Raw genomic sequence first — 17,857 nt, 5'->3', positions numbered from 1 at the left:
AAACGCGCCCGATCGCATTTTAGGTGTGAAATTACCCAAAGCTTTAAACGAAGCCACCGCAGGCGCGGCCTTAAAGTATCACATTAAACGAGCGCTTGAACGAAGCCACAGCATAAGCGAATTTAGTAAGAATTTAGAATTAAGCGCGCAAAAATCACACTTTAGCAACAACACGCTTAAAATCATTGAAGAGCTTAGTAACTCAATCAAACAAGCGAGCGAAGAAATCAAAGAGAAAGCGTTTGATTTTTCTAATCAAAAACTCACTAACGAGCAAATCAAAGAATTATTAAATAACGCAGAAATCCCCACAAGCGGGAGAGATGCGATCACTTTTGGAGTGAATAACCTAAACCCTGAAATCGTTGAATTCCTACACAAAAACAACAAAAAAATGATTATAGAAAAAGCCTCTAACAAAGAATTAGAACTTTTAAAAGACGCTAACTTTAAGCAAAACATAAGAGCGAGTTTAGATCATGATGCTATCGCTCACATACTCAAAAGGAATGGCGTTAATTCTGTTAATGTTAAAAATGGAGAAAGCCCTATTACTTACGATGATATAGCGAATTATAGGTATATCGTCAATAATGCTGATGCGATTCTTAGGACTTTAGACAACGAGGATAAAGAAGTTATAAGCGCGTTTAAACAAATCAATGGCTATGCGGTAGTGGTAGAGCAAGCGGTCAATAAGAAAAATGAATTAGTTTTAAAAACGATGTTCAAGAGTAACGGAGATTATAAGAATAATGATGTTTATAAAGAATTTTCAAGCACCTCACTCGACGCTAACGCGAAAGTGCGCCATAGGTTGAGTTCCCATGGTGGTGCTGAAAAGAACAATACTTAAAAAACTTGAAAAAGTCAAGGATTAAAAAATGAATTACCCTAATTTGCCTAATAGCATGTTAGAAATAACCGAACAGCCAGAAGTGAAAGAAATCACTAACGAATTGTTAAAACAATTACAAAACGCTTTAAAAGGTAATCATCTTTTCACTGAGCAAGTGGAATTAAGCCTTAAAGGCATCGTTAGGATTTTAGAGGTGCTTTTGAGTTTGGATTTTTTCAAAAATGCGAATGAAATTGATAGCAGTTTAAGAAATTCCATTGAATGGCTGAGTAACGCCGGCGAAAGCTTAAAAGCGAAAATGAAAGAATACGAGCACTTTTTTAATGATTTCAATACGAGCATGCGAACGAGCAAGAAGTAACCAACACCTTAAACGCTAACACTGAAAACATCAAAAGCGAAGTTAAAAAGCTAGAAAATCAAATTATTGAAGAAGCGAGAATGCTTTTAGAACAAGAAACTCAAAAAAGCGTTAAGGCTTACAATGCAATGATGGGACGCCAACCATAGAATAGCTTACATGGTTTGAAAAATTTCAATAATCCTTTGAGTAAAGAGGGCTAAAAGGTTTGAATGGGTTAAAATACCAACTTTTATTGGCTTATGGGCGTTAGAAAATAAGCGTCAAATCCATTCAAATTTTGGCTCTGTTCTCATCAAGCATGGATAATTAAAACCTTTTTGACTAAATTCAAGCCCTTTACTATTGATTGCAAAAAATGTTTTTAGCATTTTTTAGATTTTATTATCCATATTTGATGAGATCCAAACCTTTTTTATTTTATAAAAAGGGCTGTGTGAAATCACAATGAAATGTAATCCACTTCTTTGGGTCTTTGATGGTTGGCAATGAGTTGCTTACAGGTTGCAACGCCTTCTGAAGTGCCAACCATTAATAGCTTGGATTCGCTTGCAATGATCGTTTCTCCATCAGGCATGGGGATGTATTTGCCATCTTTTTGAGTGATACCAATCACAAACGCTTTAGCGATCTCTCTGAAATGGGCTTCTTTTAATTTCCTTAACACAAGCCAGCTGGTTTTAGGGACAATCACTTCTTCTAAGTCTAAAAGCGTGTCTTTTTTATTGATAAAGCGCTCTAAGATATTTTCCATATCCGGACGCACCGCCATAGCGCTCACTCTCTGCGCCATGAGTTTTGTAGGGGAAACCACCATATCAGCCCCTAATTTTTTTAATTTTTCTAAGCCTTCATCGCTATGCGCACTCGCAATGATGTAGTAAGGTTTGCGCTTTAATTCCTTTTCAAACAAGCGCACGCTCACCATTAACGCCACATTCACCGGTAAAATCTTAGACAAAGCCACAACGCCCCTAGCGCTGCTTAAGTGGGTTTTCAGCATGGCTAAATTGGTGTGCGGATCGCCTATGATATAGTAGGGGTATTTGTGCTTAATGGCTTCTCCTTCAAAATTAGGATCATTATCCACGACCACAAAGGGGATTTGAGCGGAGCGGAACTGCTTGCTCAATTCAATGGTGTATTCGTTGTGGTAACAAATCACATAATGATCCTTAAGGCGCGCGATTTTATAAATCATACCTTTCTCCTTAATCAATCGGGTAAGCGTGCCTTTATTGACCACGCTAACTAAAATAGCCACGCTAAAGGCAATGATTCCTGCCCCAAAAAACATTAAAATGGAAGTTAAAAAAATACTTATAGGCCCAAACTGGCTTTCATTTAAAGCGCCAAACCCTGTAGCTGTCATGGTGTAAGTCGTTTGAAAAAAAGCTTGCATAAGGCTATAATTTTCTAGGGCGAAGTATCCCAGAGTGCCTAAAAGCACGAGCAATTGGATTAAAATAAGCGGGAGTCTAAAGACCTTAAATTGCTCATAGATTTCAGAATTTAAATTGACTTCTGGCTGAATTTCATCGTCTTTTTTGATTTTAAAAAATTTCAACTTTTCAAACAAAACCAATTCCTAGATCAAAATAAATTCTTTTGAAAGCGTTCCATTTTTAAACTCCCTTAAAAATATCAAACCCAATCGCACTAGAATTGATGCTTAATAAACTTAATAAAGAAGTTTAGTTTTAAGGGTTTTTAAAGATGTTATAAAAACCCTAAACGGCTAAGCCCCTTTACGCATGGTTCTTAAAGTGGAAGCAGCCACCTTAATGCGTTTAGTCGTGCCGTCGTCTAATTGGATCTTAATGGATCGCAAGTTAGGGAGTAAGCGACGCTTATTTTTGTTGTTCGCATGACTGACATGATTGCCTATCATAGGCCCTTTAAAAGTTAAAGCGCATCTTTTTGCCATTGTGTATCCTTAAATATTGAAATGAATTTGACACTATACCTAAATTAGCCTTTAAAAAGGCTGATTTTAAGGCTAATTTTTAAATGGTTCGTTTAAGAACTACTTTTTTTGAGGCATAGAACTTTTAAAGCCTTTCATTCTATCAATAGCGTCTCTGTATTTGGCGATATTTTCTTCTGTAAGTTCTGTTACAGCTTTTCTCATGACAACCGCATACATTCTGTTTAAAATCTTATGTATCGCGTCTTCTTTATTCTTTTCCAAATCTTCATGGATAATGCTGTTTGAAGAATTAAGCCCTCCAGAATTACTATGTTTGTAAGTATAGGTCATTGCTTGAAAAGTTCCCACTTCCACAGCAAAATCATGGACGACACGATTGCTTTCTGGCTCATAAAAATTAAACCATACAGAGCCTGAGCTTTGATCCACTAGCGCGTCTAAATTAGGATTATTGGGATCTTTTAAATTCATTTTCAAATCTTCTAAGATTCCTACCCACCCTTTCAAATCCAAAACGCAAAAAATCTTTCTTTTATCTTGCGCATTCAAAGCTTTTTCATCTTGAAAACGCAACACTTGATAGCCTCTTTTTTCAAAAATAGTTTGGATTTGATTGGCTAAAGCGTCTTGAAACTTATCAATATAGGGTTTTAGATTATCGCTCACTTGAATGCGCGGCACTAAAATACCTACAATATGGTGGTTTTGTGGGGCTTGAACAATATGTATCGGATAATTAAAATCTAGCGGCGTAACATATTCAGAGCTTGTTTGTATTTTTTCATGAGTTTGAACTTGATTTTTGGCGTCATTTGATTTTTTTGTCTCAGCGCTTGGATTCATTGCACAACCGATCAACACGCCTGAAAGCCCTAAAGCCACTAACATTTTAGAATAAATTCTAACTTTTTTAAAAATAAGCGAACGCTCCACAAAAGACTCCTAAAAATAAAAATTGAAACCATAATTATACTATTTTTAAGTAAATCAATTTGCGCTACAATTTTCTTTTTTCTAAATTTCAAGCATGGCGATTTTAGGGGATTTTATGCTCTATTCTTTATTATATGGCTATTTTAATATCAATCTTTTCCAGTATTTGACCTTTAGAGCAGGGTTAGGGTTTTTCATAGCCTTTTTCCTCACGCTTTTTTTAATGCCTAAATTCATTCTATGGGCCAAGGCTAAAAAGGCTAACCAGCCCATTTCTAGCTTCGTGCCAAGCCACCAGAATAAAAAGGATACCCCTACAATGGGGGGGATTGTTTTTGTTTTTGCAACCATTGTTGCGAGCGTGTTGTGCGCGTCTTTGGGTAATCTTTATGTGCTGTTAGGGATGGTAGTGTTAGTGGGCTTTAGTTTTGTAGGTTTTAAAGACGATTACACTAAAATCAACCAACAAAATAACGCCGGAATGAGCGCGAAAATGAAATTTGGCATGCTTTTTGTCCTTTCGCTTGTGGTGTCTGTTTTATTGAGTCTTAAGGGGTTAGACACTTTTTTATACGCGCCTTTTTTGAAAAACCCTTTGTTTAAAATGCCCACGGTGTTAGCGGTTGGTTTTTGGGTGTTGGTTTTTTTATCCACGAGCAATGCGGTGAATTTAACCGACGGGTTAGACGGATTAGCGAGCGTTCCTAGCATTTTCACCCTCTTAAGCCTTTCTATCTTTGTGTATGTGGCAGGGAATGCGGAATTTTCTAAATATTTGCTCTATCCTAAAGTCATAGATGTGGGGGAATTGTTTGTTGTCTCGCTAGCGTTAGTGGGATCGCTCTTTGGCTTTTTGTGGTATAACTGCAACCCGGCAAGCGTGTTTATGGGCGATAGCGGGAGTTTGGCTTTAGGGGGGTTTATCGCTTATAACGCTATTGTTTCGCACAATGAAATCTTACTCGTTTTAATGGGGTCTATTTTTGTAATAGAAACTTTGTCTGTGATCTTGCAAGTAGGGAGCTATAAAACCCGTAAAAAACGCCTTTTTTTAATGGCACCCATCCATCATCATTTTGAGCAAAAGGGTTGGGCAGAAAATAAAGTGATCGTGCGTTTTTGGATCATTTCTATGCTGAGTAATTTAGTCGCTCTTTTAAGCTTGAAGGTGCGTTAAAATGAAAATCTCTTTATTGGGGCATGGCAAAACCACTCTAGCCCTAGCGCGTTTTTTTAAAAAAAACCATAACGAAGTCAAATTTTTTGATGATCAATTCACTTCATTTCATAAGGATAGCGAGGGTTTTCTTTGCTATCCCAGTAAGGATTTTAACCCTAATGATTCCCAACTAGAGATAGTCAGCCCTGGCATTAGTTTCACGCACCCTTTAGTGATAAAAGCCAAGCATTTAGTGAGCGAATACGATTATATTGATAGCTTGTTTGATCACTCTTTCACGCCTACTATAATAAGTGTTAGCGGCACTAACGGGAAAACCACCACGACAGAAATGATCACCATGCTTTTAGAAGATTTTAAGGCTGTGAGTGGGGGGAATATCGGCACGCCCCTGATTGAATTGTTTGAAAAGCAATCGCCCTTGTGGGTGTTAGAAACAAGCTCTTTTTCTTTGCATTACACGAACAAGGCTTACCCTTTAATCTACTTGCTCATCAATGTGGAAGCTGATCATTTGACTTGGCATTGCAATTTTGAAAATTATTTGGACGCTAAACTCAAGGTTTTAACATTGATGCCTAAAACTTCGCTCGCTATTCTCCCTTTAAAATTCAAAGAACACCCTATTATTCAAAACTCGCAAGCGCAAAAAATCTTTTTTGACACAAGCGAAGAGGTTTTAGAGCGTTTAAAAATCCCTTCTAACGCTCTTTTTTTTAAGGGAGCGTTTTTATTAGATGCGGCTTTAGCCCTTTTAGTTTATGAGCAATTTTTAAAAATAAAGAATTTAAAATGGCAAGATTATAGAGAAAACGCCCTTAAAAGACTGAACGCTTTTAAAATCGGCTCGCATAAAATGGAAGAATTTAGGGATAAACAAGGGCGTTTGTGGGTAGATGACAGCAAGGCCACAAACATTGATGCCACCTTGCAAGCCCTAAAAACCTTTAAAAACCAAAAAATCCATTTGATTGTAGGGGGCGATATTAAAGGGGTCAATTTAACCCCCCTTTTTGAAGAGTTTAAAAACTATAAAGTAAGCCTTTATGCCATAGGATCAAGCGCTTTCATCATCCAAGCCTTAGCGTTAGAATTTAATGTTTCTTGTCAGGTTTGTTTGGAGTTAGAAAAAGCGGTTCAAAAAATTAAAAGCGTTTTATTGCAAAATGAAATCGCTTTGCTTTCACCCAGCGCAGCCAGTTTGGATCAATTCTCTTCGTATAAAGAAAGGGGTGAAAAATTTAAGGCGTTTGTTTTAAAAGATTAAAGCGCATGCACCACAACCTCTAATTGTGAAATTTTTTGAAAAATCTCGTTCCGTTCTTCTTCGTTTGAAACTTCCATAGAAACATTGAAGCTATAAAATTTAGCGTTTTTAGAAGTGTTTTTAAATTCCAATTTAAAGGGGCGTTGGTAGGTTTCTAAAAGCTCTTTTAACGCACTTGTATCTTTAGTGGTCATAATCACCCTATAATCCCAAAGACAAGGGTAAATAATGGTGGGTTTTTTTGAATCAGACGGCATTGAACAGCTCCTTAAACAATTTAGGAATGGCAATAGGGCTGTATGTAGAGCGATTGACAAAGCCAAACTTGATTTCTGAAGCAAAGACTTTAAAAGGCTTCATAGGCTCTAAAGAAGCGTTTTGGATACAATAAATTTCTTGAAAAAGCACCACAAAAACCTTTCTTAATTCTTTAATTTGCGTTCTTATTTCTAAGACTTGTCCCAAACTCGCAGGAGTGAAAAAATCCGCTTTGATAGAGCGGATAACAAACACGCCTTCTTCATTTTCTGGCAAGACATTTTTTTTAAAAAAAAACTCGCTCCTAGCCCTTTCGCAATATTTCAAATAATTCGCATGATAGACCACGCCTTCAGAGTCGGTATCTTCGTAATATACCCTACAGCGCATTAATTCCCCTTACTTAAATAATGAAATTTTCTTAAAATTATACAATATGTAACTTAACTATAGTATAATCTAGGGGCGTTGCTTTATAATTTTTAGGTATTTTTGAAGCGGGTTTTTCCTTAAATCTTAAGATCTTTAAGGATTTTAAAAAACTAATACAGCAATAGTTGGACGATTAAGGACATAGCCCCTTAATTTTAATCATTGACAAGGAGTTTTGTAGTTAAGAATGGGTAATCATTTTTCTAAATTAGGATTTGTTTTAGCCGCATTAGGGAGTGCGATAGGTTTAGGGCATATTTGGCGTTTCCCCTATATGACTGGGGTGAGCGGTGGGGGTGCTTTTGTTTTATTATTTTTATTTTTATCCTTAAGCGTTGGCGCGGCAATGTTTATCGCTGAAATGTTACTAGGACAAAGCACGCAAAAAAATGTAATAGAAGCTTTTAAAGAGCTTGACATTAACCCCAAAAAACGCTGGAAATACGCAGGGCTTTTGCTTATTTCTGGACCTTTAATACTGACTTTTTATGGCACTATTTTAGGCTGGGTGCTTTATTATTTGGTGAGTGTTAGTTTTAATTTGCCTAACAATATCCAAGAATCTGAACAAATTTTTACTCAAACTTTGCAGTCTATAGGGTTACAATCCATTGGGCTTTTTAGCGTTTTATTCATAACCGGATGGATTGTTTCTAGGGGGATTAAAGAAGGCATTGAAAAGCTCAATTTGGTTTTAATGCCCTTACTCTTTGCCACTTTTTTTGGTTTGCTTTTCTATGCGATGAGCATGGATTCTTTTTCTAAAGCTTTCCATTTCATGTTTGATTTCAAGCCAAAAGATTTGACTTCTCAAGTGTTCACTTATTCCTTGGGGCAGGTTTTCTTTTCTTTAAGCATCGGTTTAGGGATCAATATCACTTATGCTGCGGTTACGGATAAAACGCAGAATTTGCTTAAAAGCACGATTTGGGTGGTTTTATCAGGGATTTTAATTTCTCTTGTGGCAGGGCTTATGATTTTCACTTTTGTGTTTGAATATGGGGCGAATGTCTCACAAGGCACAGGGTTAATTTTCACTTCTTTACCGGTGGTTTTTGGCCAAATGGGAGCGATAGGCGTTCTTGTTTCAATTCTTTTCTTGCTCGCGCTCGCTTTTGCTGGCATCACTTCTACGGTGGCTTTATTAGAACCAAGCGTGATGTATCTTACCGAAAAGTATCAATACTCTCGTTTTAAGGTTACCTGGGGTCTTGTAGCGCTAATTTTTGTGGTAGGCGTGGTGTTGATTTTCTCGCTCCATAAGGATTATAAAGATTACCTCACTTTCTTTGAAAAAAGTCTTTTTGATTGGTTGGATTTTGCCTCAAGCACCATTATCATGCCTTTAGGCGGGATGGCAACCTTTATTTTTATGGGCTGGGTTTTGAAAAAAGAAAAATTGCGTCTCTTGAGCACACACTTTTTAGGCCCTAAATTGTTTGCAACTTGGTATTTCTTGCTTAAATATATCACCCCTTTAATTGTGTTTTCTATTTGGTTGAGCAAGATTTATTAAAACATTTGGCATGGGAAAATTTTCTAAATTAGGCTTTATTTTAGCCACTTTGGGTAGCTCTATCGGTTTAGGGCATATTTGGCGCTTTCCCTATATGGTAGGTCATAATGGGGGGAGTGCGTTTGTGCTTTTATATCTGGTGCTAACCTTGAGTTTAGGCATTGCTATGCTTTTAGTGGAAATGCTGATTGGGAATTTGGGTAAAAAAGACGTTGTTTCTAATTATCAAATACTAGATCCTAAAAGGAAAAAATATTACCCTTTCACTTCTTTTTTTATTTTAGGCGGCCCTTTCATTTTATCTTTTTATGCGGTGGTGTTAGGCTGGGTGCTCTACTATCTTTTTGTAGTAACTTTTGATTTGCCTAAAGATTTAGAGCAAGCCAAAATGCAATTTAGCATGCTCCAAAATGGCAGTTTAATCTGGCCTGTTATTGGCTTTAGTGCATGCTTATTGCCGACAATATGGTTTGTTTCTAGGGGGATTGAAGAGGGGATTGAAAAATTAAATGTCGTGCTGATGCCCTTATTGTTTGTGATTTTTATAGGGCTTTTAATCTATGCGATGACTTTAGAAAGCATGCCTAAGGCTTTGCGCTTTTTATTTAATTTTGAGATTCAAAAGATTGATTTTAAGGTTGTTATGGACGCTTTAGGGCAGATGTTCTTTTCTTTGAGTTTGGGGGTAGGCACGATCATTACTTATTCGGCTTTCACGCCCAAAAAAGAAAATTTATTCAAAAGCTCTTTATTTATTGTTTTACCGGGTATTTTAATTTCTCTCATTGCCGGTGTGATGATTTTCACCTTTGTGTTTGAATACCATGCAGATGTGTCTCAAGGGCCGGGGCTTGTTTTTATTTCCTTGCCTTTAACTTTCGCTAAAATGGGAATCAGTGGGCAGATCGTTTCGCTCTTTTTCTTTATGGCGCTTGTTTTTGCCGGGATCACTTCTACGGTTTCTTTGATAGAGCCTTTAGTGCTTTATTTAATCAATCGTTTTAATTTTTCGCGCACTCAAGCGTCGCTATGGATAGGGATTGTTGTGTATGTTTTGGGCGTTTTAGTCATTCTTTCTATGAATGAACGATACGCTAAGTTTTTGAGTTTTGCTCATAAGAGCGTGTTTGGGTGGCTGGATTTCATCACTTCTTCATTTTTAATGCCTTTGGGAGGCTTGTTTTCAGTCTTGTTTGTAGGATGGATTTTAAATAAAAAGCGCTCTTTTTTAGCCACGAAGCATTTCTTTAACGCAAACGCTTTTAAAGCGTGGCATTTTAGCGTTCGTTTTATCGCGCCTGTAGTGATTTTAGCGATTTTCATCTTGCAATTTAAGTGAAATAAGGATGCTTGATGAAAGGCATTTTGCTCTTTATGATTTTTGTAGTTTGTCAGTTAGAAAGCAAAAAATTTTCACAAGATAATTTTAAGGTGGATTATAACTACTATTTGCGCAAACAGGATTTGCACATTATTAAAACGCAAAACGATTTATCTAATGCCTGGTATCTCCCTCCACAAAAAGCCCCCAAAGAACATTCTTGGGTGGATTTTGCTAAAAAATATTTAAACATGATGGATTATCTAGGCACTTATTTTCTGCCTTTTTATCATAGTTTCACCCCCATTTTTCAATGGTACCACCCCAATATTAACCCGTATCAACGCAATGAGTTTAAGTTCCAAATTAGTTTTAGAGTGCCTGTATTTAGGCATATTCTTTGGACTAAAGGCACGCTTTATTTGGCTTATACCCAAACTAACTGGTTTCAAATTTACAATAACCCTCAATCCGCCCCCATGCGAATGATTAATTTCATGCCTGAACTCATTTATGTTTATCCTATTAATTTTGAACCTTTTGGGGGTAAAATAGGGAAATTTTCTGAGATTTGGATAGGTTGGCAGCACATTTCTAATGGCGTGGGAGGCGTGCAATGTTACCAACCTTTTAATAAAGAAGGCAATCCTGAAAACCAGTTTCCAGGACAACCTGTAATCGTTAAAGATTATAACGGGCAAAAAGATGTGCGTTGGGGGGGGTGTCGTTCGGTGAGCGCGGGGCAACGCCCTGTGTTTCGTTTGGTGTGGGAAAAGGGAGGCTTGAAAATCATGGTCGCTTATTGGCCCTATGTCCCTTATGATCAATCCAACCCTAATTTGATTGATTACATGGGGTATGGTAACGCTAAAATTGATTACAGGAGAGGGCGCCATCATTTTGAATTGCAACTTTATGATATTTTCACGCAATACTGGCGTTATGATCGTTGGCATGGAGCTTTCCGCTTAGGCTATACCTATCGCATTAACCCTTTTGTGGGGATTTATGCGCAGTGGTTTAACGGCTATGGCGATGGCTTGTATGAATACGATGTTTTTTCCAATCGTATAGGGGTAGGAATACGCTTAAACCCTTAAAAAAGCGTTCTTTTATGCTATAATTAAGACCAAAAATTCAAGGGGATTATTTTAGCTATGAAAATCAGTGTTAGTAAAAACGATTTAGAAAATGCTTTGCGCTACTTGCAAGCTTTTTTGGATAAAAAGGACGCTTCTTCTATCGCTTCACACATCCATTTAGAAGTCATTAAAGATAAGCTTTTTTTGAAAGCTAGCGATTCAGATATTGGGCTAAAAAGCTATATTTTTACGCAATCTAGCGATAAAGAGGGCGTTGGCACGATCAACGGGAAAAAGTTTTTGGATATTATCTCATGTTTAAAAGATTCTAATATTATTTTAGAGACTAAAGATGACAGCTTGGTGATCAAACAAAATAAAAGCTCTTTCAAACTCCCCATGTTTGACGCTGATGAGTTCCCTGAATTCCCTGTTATTGAGCCAAAAGTGAGTTTAGAAGTCAATGCCCCCTTTTTAACAGATGCGTTTAAAAAGATCGCTCCTGTGATTGAGCAAACCAGCCATAAAAGGGAATTAGCCGGTATTTTAATGCAATTCAATCAAAAACATCAAACCCTTTCAGTGGTAGGCACGGATACCAAACGGCTCTCTTACACGCAGTTAGAAAAAATCTCTATCCATTCCACTGAAGAAGACATCTCTTGCATTTTACCTAAAAGGGCTTTATTAGAAATCCTTAAGCTTTTTTATGAAAATTTCAGTTTTAAAAGCGACGGCATATTAGCGGTGGTTGAAAACGAAACGCACACTTTTTTCACCAAGCTCATTGATGGGAATTACCCTGATTATCAAAAAATCCTCCCCAAAGAATACACTTCTTCTTTCACTTTAGGTAAGGAAGAATTTAAAGAGAGCATTAAGTTGTGCAGTTCTTTAAGCTCCACCATTAAACTCACTTTAGAAAAAAACAACGCTTTGTTTGAATCTTTAGATTCTGAGCATAGCGAAACGGCTAAAACCTCTGTTGAGATTGAAAAAGGTTTGGATATTGAAAAAGCCTTTCATTTGGGCGTGAACGCTAAATTTTTCCTTGAAGCCTTGAACGCTTTGGGGACAACGCAATTTGTTTTAAAATGCAATGAACCTTCTTCGCCTTTTTTGATCCAAGAGCCTCTTGATGAAAAACAAAGCCACTTGAGTGCTAAAATTTCCACTTTGATGATGCCAATCACACTATAAAGGCTGATTTGAATGCAAAATTACCAGAGCCATAGTATTAAGGTTTTAAAAGGCTTAGAGGGGGTTAGGAAACGCCCTGGAATGTATATTGGCGATACCAATATAGGCGGGTTACACCACATGGTGTATGAAGTCGTGGATAACGCTGTAGATGAGAGCATGGCGGGTTTTTGCGATACGATTAATATCACTTTGACTGATGAGGGTTCATGCATTGTAGAAGATAACGGGCGAGGCATTCCTGTAGACATTCACCCCACGGAAAAAATCCCCGCTTGCACCGTGGTTTTAACGATTTTGCATGCGGGGGGCAAGTTTGATAATGATACTTATAAAGTTTCAGGCGGTTTGCATGGCGTGGGCGTTTCGGTTGTGAACGCTTTGAGCAAACGCTTGATTATGACCATTAAAAAAGAGGGTCAAATCTATCGCCAAGAGTTTGAAAAGGGTATCCCCATTAGCGAGCTTGAAATCATTGGCAAAACCAAAAGCGCTAAAGAAAGCGGCACGACTATTGAATTTTTCCCTGATGAGAGCGTGATGGAAGTCGTTGAATTTCAAGCGGGTATTTTACAAAAACGCTTCAAAGAAATGGCGTATCTTAACGACGGCTTAAAAATTTCTTTCAAAGAAGAAAAAACCCAGTTGCAAGAGACTTATTTCTATGAAGACGGCTTGAAACAATTCGTTAAAGACAGCGCTAAAAAAGAATTGCTCACCCCTGTTATTTCGTTTAAAAGCATGGATGAAGAAACGCGCACTTCTATAGAAGTCGCTCTAGCGTATGCTGATGATTACAATGAAAACACTTTAAGCTTTGTGAATAACATCAAAACTTCTGATGGCGGCACGCATGAAGCGGGCTTTAAAATGGGCTTGTCTAAGGCGATTTTACAATATATTGATGAAAACATTAAGACAAGAGAATCGCGCCCCATCTCTGAGGACATTAAAGAGGGCTTGATTGCGGTTGTGAGCTTGAAAATGAGCGAGCCTTTATTTGAAGGGCAGACTAAATCCAAACTCGGTAGTTCGTATGCGCGCGCGTTGGTTTCAAAATTAGTCTATGATAAAATCCACCAATTTTTAGAAGAAAACCCTAACGAAGCCAAAATCATTGCCAATAAAGCCCTACTAGCTGCAAAAGCCAGAGAAGCCAGCAAGAAAGCCAGAGAGCTTACAAGGAAAAAAGATAATTTGAGTGTCGGCACTTTGCCTGGAAAATTAGCCGATTGCCAGAGTAAAGACCCCTTAGAGAGTGAAATCTTTTTAGTGGAGGGCGATAGCGCGGGCGGGAGCGCTAAACAAGGGCGCGATAGGGTTTTCCAAGCGATCTTGCCCTTAAAAGGTAAGATTTTAAATGTGGAAAAAAGCCATTTGTCAAAAATCCTAAAATCAGAAGAAATTAAAAACATGATCACGGCTTTTGGGTGCGGAATTCAAGAGAGTTTTGATATAGAAAGATTGCGCTATCATAAAATCATTATCATGACCGATGCTGATGTGGATGGGAGCCATATCCAAACCTTGCTGATGACTTTTTTCTATCGTTATTTACGCCCGCTGATTGAGCAAGGGCATGTTTATATCGCTCAAGCCCCTCTTTATAAATACAAGAAAGGCAAAACAGAAATTTATCTTAAAGACAGCGTCGCTTTGGATCATTTTTTAATTGAGCATGGCATCAATTCGGTGGATATTGAAGGGATTGGCAAGAACGATTTGATGAATTTGTTAAAAGTGGCGCGCCATTACCGCTACGCGCTTTTGGAATTAGAAAAACGCTACAATTTGCTAGAAATTTTACGCTTTCTCATTGAAACTAAGGACGCTTTAAGCTTTGATATGAAAGTTTTAGAAAGAAACATTTTGGAAAAATTAGAGGGCTTGAATTATCAGATCTTACGCTCTTTTGCTACTGAAGAAAGCTTGCATTTGCATGCGCAAACCCCTAAAGGCTTGGTGGAATTTAACCTAGATGACAACCTTTTTAAAGAAGTGTTGTTTGAAGAAGCGAATTACACTTACCAAAAGCTTATGGAGTATAATTTAGATTTCTTAGAAAATAAGGATATTTTGGCGTTTTTAGAAGAAGTGGAAAATTACGCTAAAAAGGGAGCGAATATCCAGCGCTATAAGGGGCTAGGCGAGATGAACCCTAATGATTTATGGGAAACGACCATGCATAAAGAAAACCGCAGCTTAATCAAACTCAAAATTGAAGATTTGGAAAAAACCGATGCAGTCTTTTCGCTTTGCATGGGCGATGAAGTAGAGCCTAGAAGAGCCTTTATCCAAGCGCATGCTAAAGACGTGAAACAGCTAGATGTGTAAGGGATTTTGATTAGAACCCCTAAACATTTAACCAAGCAAGAGAGCGTGAATTTAGGGGCTTATTACACGCCCCCTTATTTAGTGGATTGCGCTTACAAGCTTTTAAAAAAGCATGTTGGTATTGAAAAATACACGCTTTTAGACACCGCATGTGGCAATAAAGAGTTTTTAAAACTCCACCACCCTAAAAAAATAGAAGCGGATATTGACCCTAAGTGTGGTGCTTTAATGATAAACGCTCTAGTTAATCCTAAAAGAAAAAATTATGGCATTAGCCAAGATGAGCCTTTAATTATCGTGGGAAATCCCCCCTATAACGATAGAACTTCTTTTGCCAAACAAAAATTAAAAGATAAAAACTTTCATTTTGAGATAGACCATCATTTGAAATCCCGAGATTTAGGGATAAGTTTTTTAAAATCTTTTGCAATTTTAAAGCCGGCGTTTATTTGCGTGTTACATCCTTTATCTTATCTCATCAAAGAAGCTAATTTTAAGCAATTAAAGCTATTTAAGGATCATTACAGGCTTTTAGACGCTTTGGTTGTTTCTTCTAAATCTTTCACTAAAAGTAACAAATTTCCTATTGTGATAGCTTTATATGAGCGAGGGCGAATGGACTATGCAGAGATTAGGCGTTTTATTTTTCCAACTGATTGCGATACAACGCTATGCTTAAACGATTTTGATTATATAGCCAATTATGTGGATAAATACCCTAACGCTAAAAAGGTTGGTGCATGCGTAGGCTATTTTTTCCCTATGCGAGACATTAACGCTCTCAAACGCAACAAGACTTTTTTAAACGCGCCAAGCGAAAATGCGGTGCGAATCAGTCAAGATAAATTGATTTATTACCAATATATCCATTATTTTAAGGAAATCGCTCCTAAAATCCCGTATTATTTTGGTAATTTGGATATTATTATCGATCATTTTGCTTTTTTAGAAATTAAAGACGCTTTTTTAAAAGATAAAAGAGTGCGTTTAGAATATTTTAAAAAATTGTTTCAAGGACACCCTTGTGAGTTTGATTAAAGTTAGTGGTGATAAAAAAGTGATTGAGGTTTCTGTTCCTTTAACTTCAATTTCAGGCAAAGCGCGTGTGAAAATCAGACATGCCTTTAGCGATTATGGTATTTCAACAGCGACTAGAAAAATCCCTTTTAGTTTAAAACATTATGTAGAGTGGCAGATCGGTTATGATGTCCCCATTAAAGACAAAGAAAAATTGGAGCTCACTACCCTAAAAGATGAAAAATATCATTTTTTAGGGGCTAATAATAAAGTAAAGACTCTTTATGAATTGAGCGAAATGATTTATTACGCTAAGCGATTGGGTTTAATCAGTTTAGAAAATTTAGAAAATACTTTAAAATATTTAGAAAAACAAAAACAATTTATAGAATATAATTTCACGATTACAAGAGAAAGATTTAGATCGCATCAATTTGGGGGCATGGATTTTGAACTTTCACGCATCTCTTATCCCTTACTCATTCATTCTTAAGAGAATGTAATTATTTATAAAACTCTTATCTAAGCTTCTTTTTAAAGGAAGTTTATGAAGTTTTTTAAAATCCCTAAACTGCACTTAAATTCTAAAGAGTGCCAAGAAATGTTTTTAGACAATGTTAAATTTTCCAAAAAGACACAACAATTTTATTTCCAAAACTATCCAGATGTTAATGTAGAAATCTTTAGAAAAGTTGTTGAAGATAGGTTTTATAGCACTTTATTTGGTGGGGTTGGTGCTAGAAGGCTTTACAGAGAGCTTTGTGAGCTTGCAATAAGTTCAAAAAGCAATAAAATTGCATTAAGTAGGCACTATTACACGCAAGTGCATCAGTGTGTAGATAGGTCTTTAAGAAACGCAATCAATGATTTGGAAGCTCAAAGGTTAATTGAAGCGGTGAAAAATAAGCCAGGCTATGTGTATATCTATTTAAAAGACTTCACAAAAAATAAGGAGTTTCAAGGGAGCAAATTCAATAAAAACACACTCCCTTCCCTTTTTTTTTAAAAATTATTAACTTTTTACAAAAGAACACACAAAGGCTAAAAAGCGTGAAGTATAGAGTTAATAATCAAATTTGCGAGCTTAAAGAGATTGTTTTTAGTAAATTCAGACAATTTAACGACTTACTTTTTAGTTTTAACCCTTTGAATGACACACAGACAATTTTTACGCTTAATTATAAAAACTTGAGTAAAAAAGCGCTACCTAGTAACAAATGTCCTTATCAAAAAGCTATTGTATTGAAAAATTTGCAAAGAGCTTTTAATAGATTGAGCGTTAAATCTAAAGATTTAAGAGGATGCGCATGAAGGCTTGATTATGGCTTATGTAAAGAACGCTATACACTTACCACTAGATAGCCTTTTAGAAAGAAATGGTTATAGATTGAACGCACAAAAAAGCACTAAAATTTGGAAAGTTTATAGTAATAGCAATGAAAAGCTTCTTGTAAGACAAAATGCTAATTTTCAATGGTTTTATTTAAACTGCAACAATAAAGCTGATAGTGGCAATATTATCAATTTCTGTAAGAACAGAAATTTAGATTTAATGGGTTTTACGCAAGGTTTAATCATAAACGACGATACCATAAAAGAAAATGCCTCTAAACTAACTAGTAAAGAAGCAGATAAATTTAAAGAGCAACAAAAAATTATTGATAAATTCAATCAATTTGAACTTTATGATTTAACCAATTCCAAAATGTTAGAAAAAAGAGAGCTTAATGGTAATCTTTTTTTAGCCTATAACCACTCTTTAAAAAGAGACAAGCATAACAATATGTGTGTACCTAACTTCTTATATTCTAAAAATAGCCATTCTAATAAAATCATTTCTTACACTAGACGCTTAGAAAATCCTATGACTAGCTTAAATAATCAAGTATTAAACAGACCGCTCAATGCCTTAAATAAGGGGGAAAAAGGTATAGAAATGCTGGCCCCTAAGGATTTAAAGCTGGTTAAAAATATTGTTTTGAGTGAAAGCATTATTGATAGCATGAGTTATTTGCAATTAAGAAAGCTCAATGCTTATGAAAGTATTCTATTAAGCTGTAATGGGCAATTTAACCACCCAAGCAGAAATCCCAATCGTCTTTAGCGTTTGGGATGAATGCTACCAATTCGTGGTATAATATCCCCATACATTCGTATCTAGCACAGG

At 36.5% G+C, this 17,857-nt stretch carries 13 protein-coding genes and 5 pseudogenes; 13 read left to right on the top strand and 5 right to left on the bottom strand.

Going from position 1 to position 17,857, the window contains the following annotated elements:
* Nucleotides 1–25 precede the first annotated feature (25 nt).
* Together EXS92_RS00090 and EXS92_RS00085 are read left to right on the top strand one after the other, a co-directional pair.
* Nucleotides 26–853, top strand: a pseudogene (locus EXS92_RS00090) (PBECR3 domain-containing polyvalent protein); the annotation flags it as partial.
* 31 nt (nucleotides 854–884) lie between these two features.
* A pseudogene (locus EXS92_RS00085) lies at nucleotides 885–1,369 on the top strand (hypothetical protein).
* Between the two features lie 293 nt (nucleotides 1,370–1,662).
* On the opposite strand, the gene EXS92_RS00080 reads toward EXS92_RS00085, so the two are convergent.
* The 3 genes from EXS92_RS00080 to EXS92_RS00070 all read right to left on the bottom strand — a co-directional run bounded on the left by EXS92_RS00080 (nucleotide 1,663) and on the right by EXS92_RS00070 (nucleotide 4,083).
* A complete protein-coding gene (locus EXS92_RS00080) occupies nucleotides 1,663–2,799 on the bottom strand; it encodes a potassium channel family protein (protein ID WP_165515037.1) in 1,137 nt (378 codons plus the stop codon).
* A 159-nt stretch (nucleotides 2,800–2,958) separates the two neighbouring features.
* Entirely contained in the window at nucleotides 2,959–3,147 is a 189-nt protein-coding gene (gene rpmB, locus EXS92_RS00075) for a 50S ribosomal protein L28 (RefSeq protein ID WP_001118998.1), read from the bottom strand.
* 99 nt (nucleotides 3,148–3,246) lie between these two features.
* Complete coding sequence (locus tag EXS92_RS00070; RefSeq protein ID WP_165515036.1) at nucleotides 3,247–4,083, bottom strand: HpaA family protein; 837 nt, start codon at nucleotides 4,081–4,083, stop codon at nucleotides 3,247–3,249.
* A 115-nt stretch (nucleotides 4,084–4,198) separates the two neighbouring features.
* Here EXS92_RS00070 and mraY point away from each other — a divergent pair, with 115 nt between their 5' ends.
* Nucleotides 4,199–5,260 carry a phospho-N-acetylmuramoyl-pentapeptide-transferase gene (gene mraY / locus EXS92_RS00065; RefSeq protein WP_165508436.1) on the top strand — a complete coding sequence of 354 codons (1,062 nt, stop codon included), beginning with the start codon at nucleotides 4,199–4,201 and terminating at the stop codon, nucleotides 5,258–5,260.
* Nucleotide 5,261: 1 nt separating this feature from the next.
* A complete protein-coding gene (gene murD / locus EXS92_RS00060) occupies nucleotides 5,262–6,530 on the top strand; it encodes a UDP-N-acetylmuramoyl-L-alanine--D-glutamate ligase (protein WP_165515035.1) in 1,269 nt (422 codons plus the stop codon).
* Here the strand turns inward: murD and EXS92_RS00055 are convergent.
* Nucleotides 6,527–6,787 (bottom strand): HP0495 family protein, encoded by a 261-nt coding sequence (locus tag EXS92_RS00055; protein WP_165515032.1) that lies wholly within the window; start codon nucleotides 6,785–6,787, stop codon nucleotides 6,527–6,529. The genes murD and EXS92_RS00055 overlap by 4 nt on opposite strands.
* Nucleotides 6,777–7,178, bottom strand: a complete 402-nt coding sequence (gene ybgC, locus EXS92_RS00050) for an acyl-CoA thioesterase YbgC (RefSeq protein ID WP_001203777.1) — start codon at nucleotides 7,176–7,178, stop codon at nucleotides 6,777–6,779. Before ybgC ends, EXS92_RS00055 begins: the two co-directional genes overlap by 11 nt.
* A gap of 229 nt (nucleotides 7,179–7,407) precedes the next feature.
* Between ybgC and EXS92_RS00045 the strand changes: the two genes are divergently transcribed.
* The 9 genes and pseudogenes from EXS92_RS00045 to EXS92_RS00005 form a co-directional block, all read left to right on the top strand.
* On the top strand, nucleotides 7,408–8,736 hold the full coding sequence (locus EXS92_RS00045; protein WP_033763531.1) for a sodium-dependent transporter: 1,329 nt from the start codon (nucleotides 7,408–7,410) through the stop codon (nucleotides 8,734–8,736).
* A gap of 10 nt (nucleotides 8,737–8,746) precedes the next feature.
* Nucleotides 8,747–10,075: a sodium-dependent transporter gene (locus tag EXS92_RS00040; protein WP_165515030.1), complete on the top strand. Its 1,329-nt coding sequence runs from the start codon at nucleotides 8,747–8,749 to the stop codon at nucleotides 10,073–10,075.
* Between the two features lie 14 nt (nucleotides 10,076–10,089).
* Nucleotides 10,090–11,157: a phospholipase A gene (locus EXS92_RS00035; RefSeq protein ID WP_165515028.1), complete on the top strand. Its 1,068-nt coding sequence runs from the start codon at nucleotides 10,090–10,092 to the stop codon at nucleotides 11,155–11,157.
* 57 nt (nucleotides 11,158–11,214) lie between these two features.
* Complete coding sequence (gene dnaN, locus EXS92_RS00030) at nucleotides 11,215–12,339, top strand: DNA polymerase III subunit beta (protein ID WP_165515026.1); 1,125 nt, start codon at nucleotides 11,215–11,217, stop codon at nucleotides 12,337–12,339.
* Between the two features lie 12 nt (nucleotides 12,340–12,351).
* Complete coding sequence (gene gyrB / locus EXS92_RS00025) at nucleotides 12,352–14,673, top strand: DNA topoisomerase (ATP-hydrolyzing) subunit B (RefSeq protein WP_165515024.1); 2,322 nt, start codon at nucleotides 12,352–12,354, stop codon at nucleotides 14,671–14,673.
* A gap of 45 nt (nucleotides 14,674–14,718) precedes the next feature.
* The gene (locus EXS92_RS00020) at nucleotides 14,719–15,711 is read left to right on the top strand and encodes an adenine methyltransferase (protein ID WP_165515527.1); all 993 of its coding nucleotides are present in this window, start codon (nucleotides 14,719–14,721) and stop codon (nucleotides 15,709–15,711) included.
* Nucleotides 15,698–16,180, top strand: a pseudogene (locus tag EXS92_RS00015) (R.Pab1 family restriction endonuclease); the annotation flags it as partial. The gene EXS92_RS00020 and the pseudogene EXS92_RS00015, both read left to right, overlap by 14 nt.
* A 57-nt stretch (nucleotides 16,181–16,237) precedes the next feature.
* Nucleotides 16,238–17,001 (top strand): annotated as a pseudogene (locus EXS92_RS00010) (hypothetical protein).
* Nucleotides 17,002–17,011: 10 nt separating this feature from the next.
* Nucleotides 17,012–17,764 (top strand): annotated as a pseudogene (locus tag EXS92_RS00005) (hypothetical protein); the annotation flags it as partial.
* Nucleotides 17,765–17,857 lie beyond the last annotated feature (93 nt).

This window comes from Helicobacter pylori, assembly GCF_011175115.1.
GTDB lineage: Bacteria > Campylobacterota > Campylobacteria > Campylobacterales > Helicobacteraceae > Helicobacter > Helicobacter pylori_DF.
Note: the sequence above shows the minus strand (reverse complement) of the source record. Positions and strands in the feature narration are given on the sequence as shown.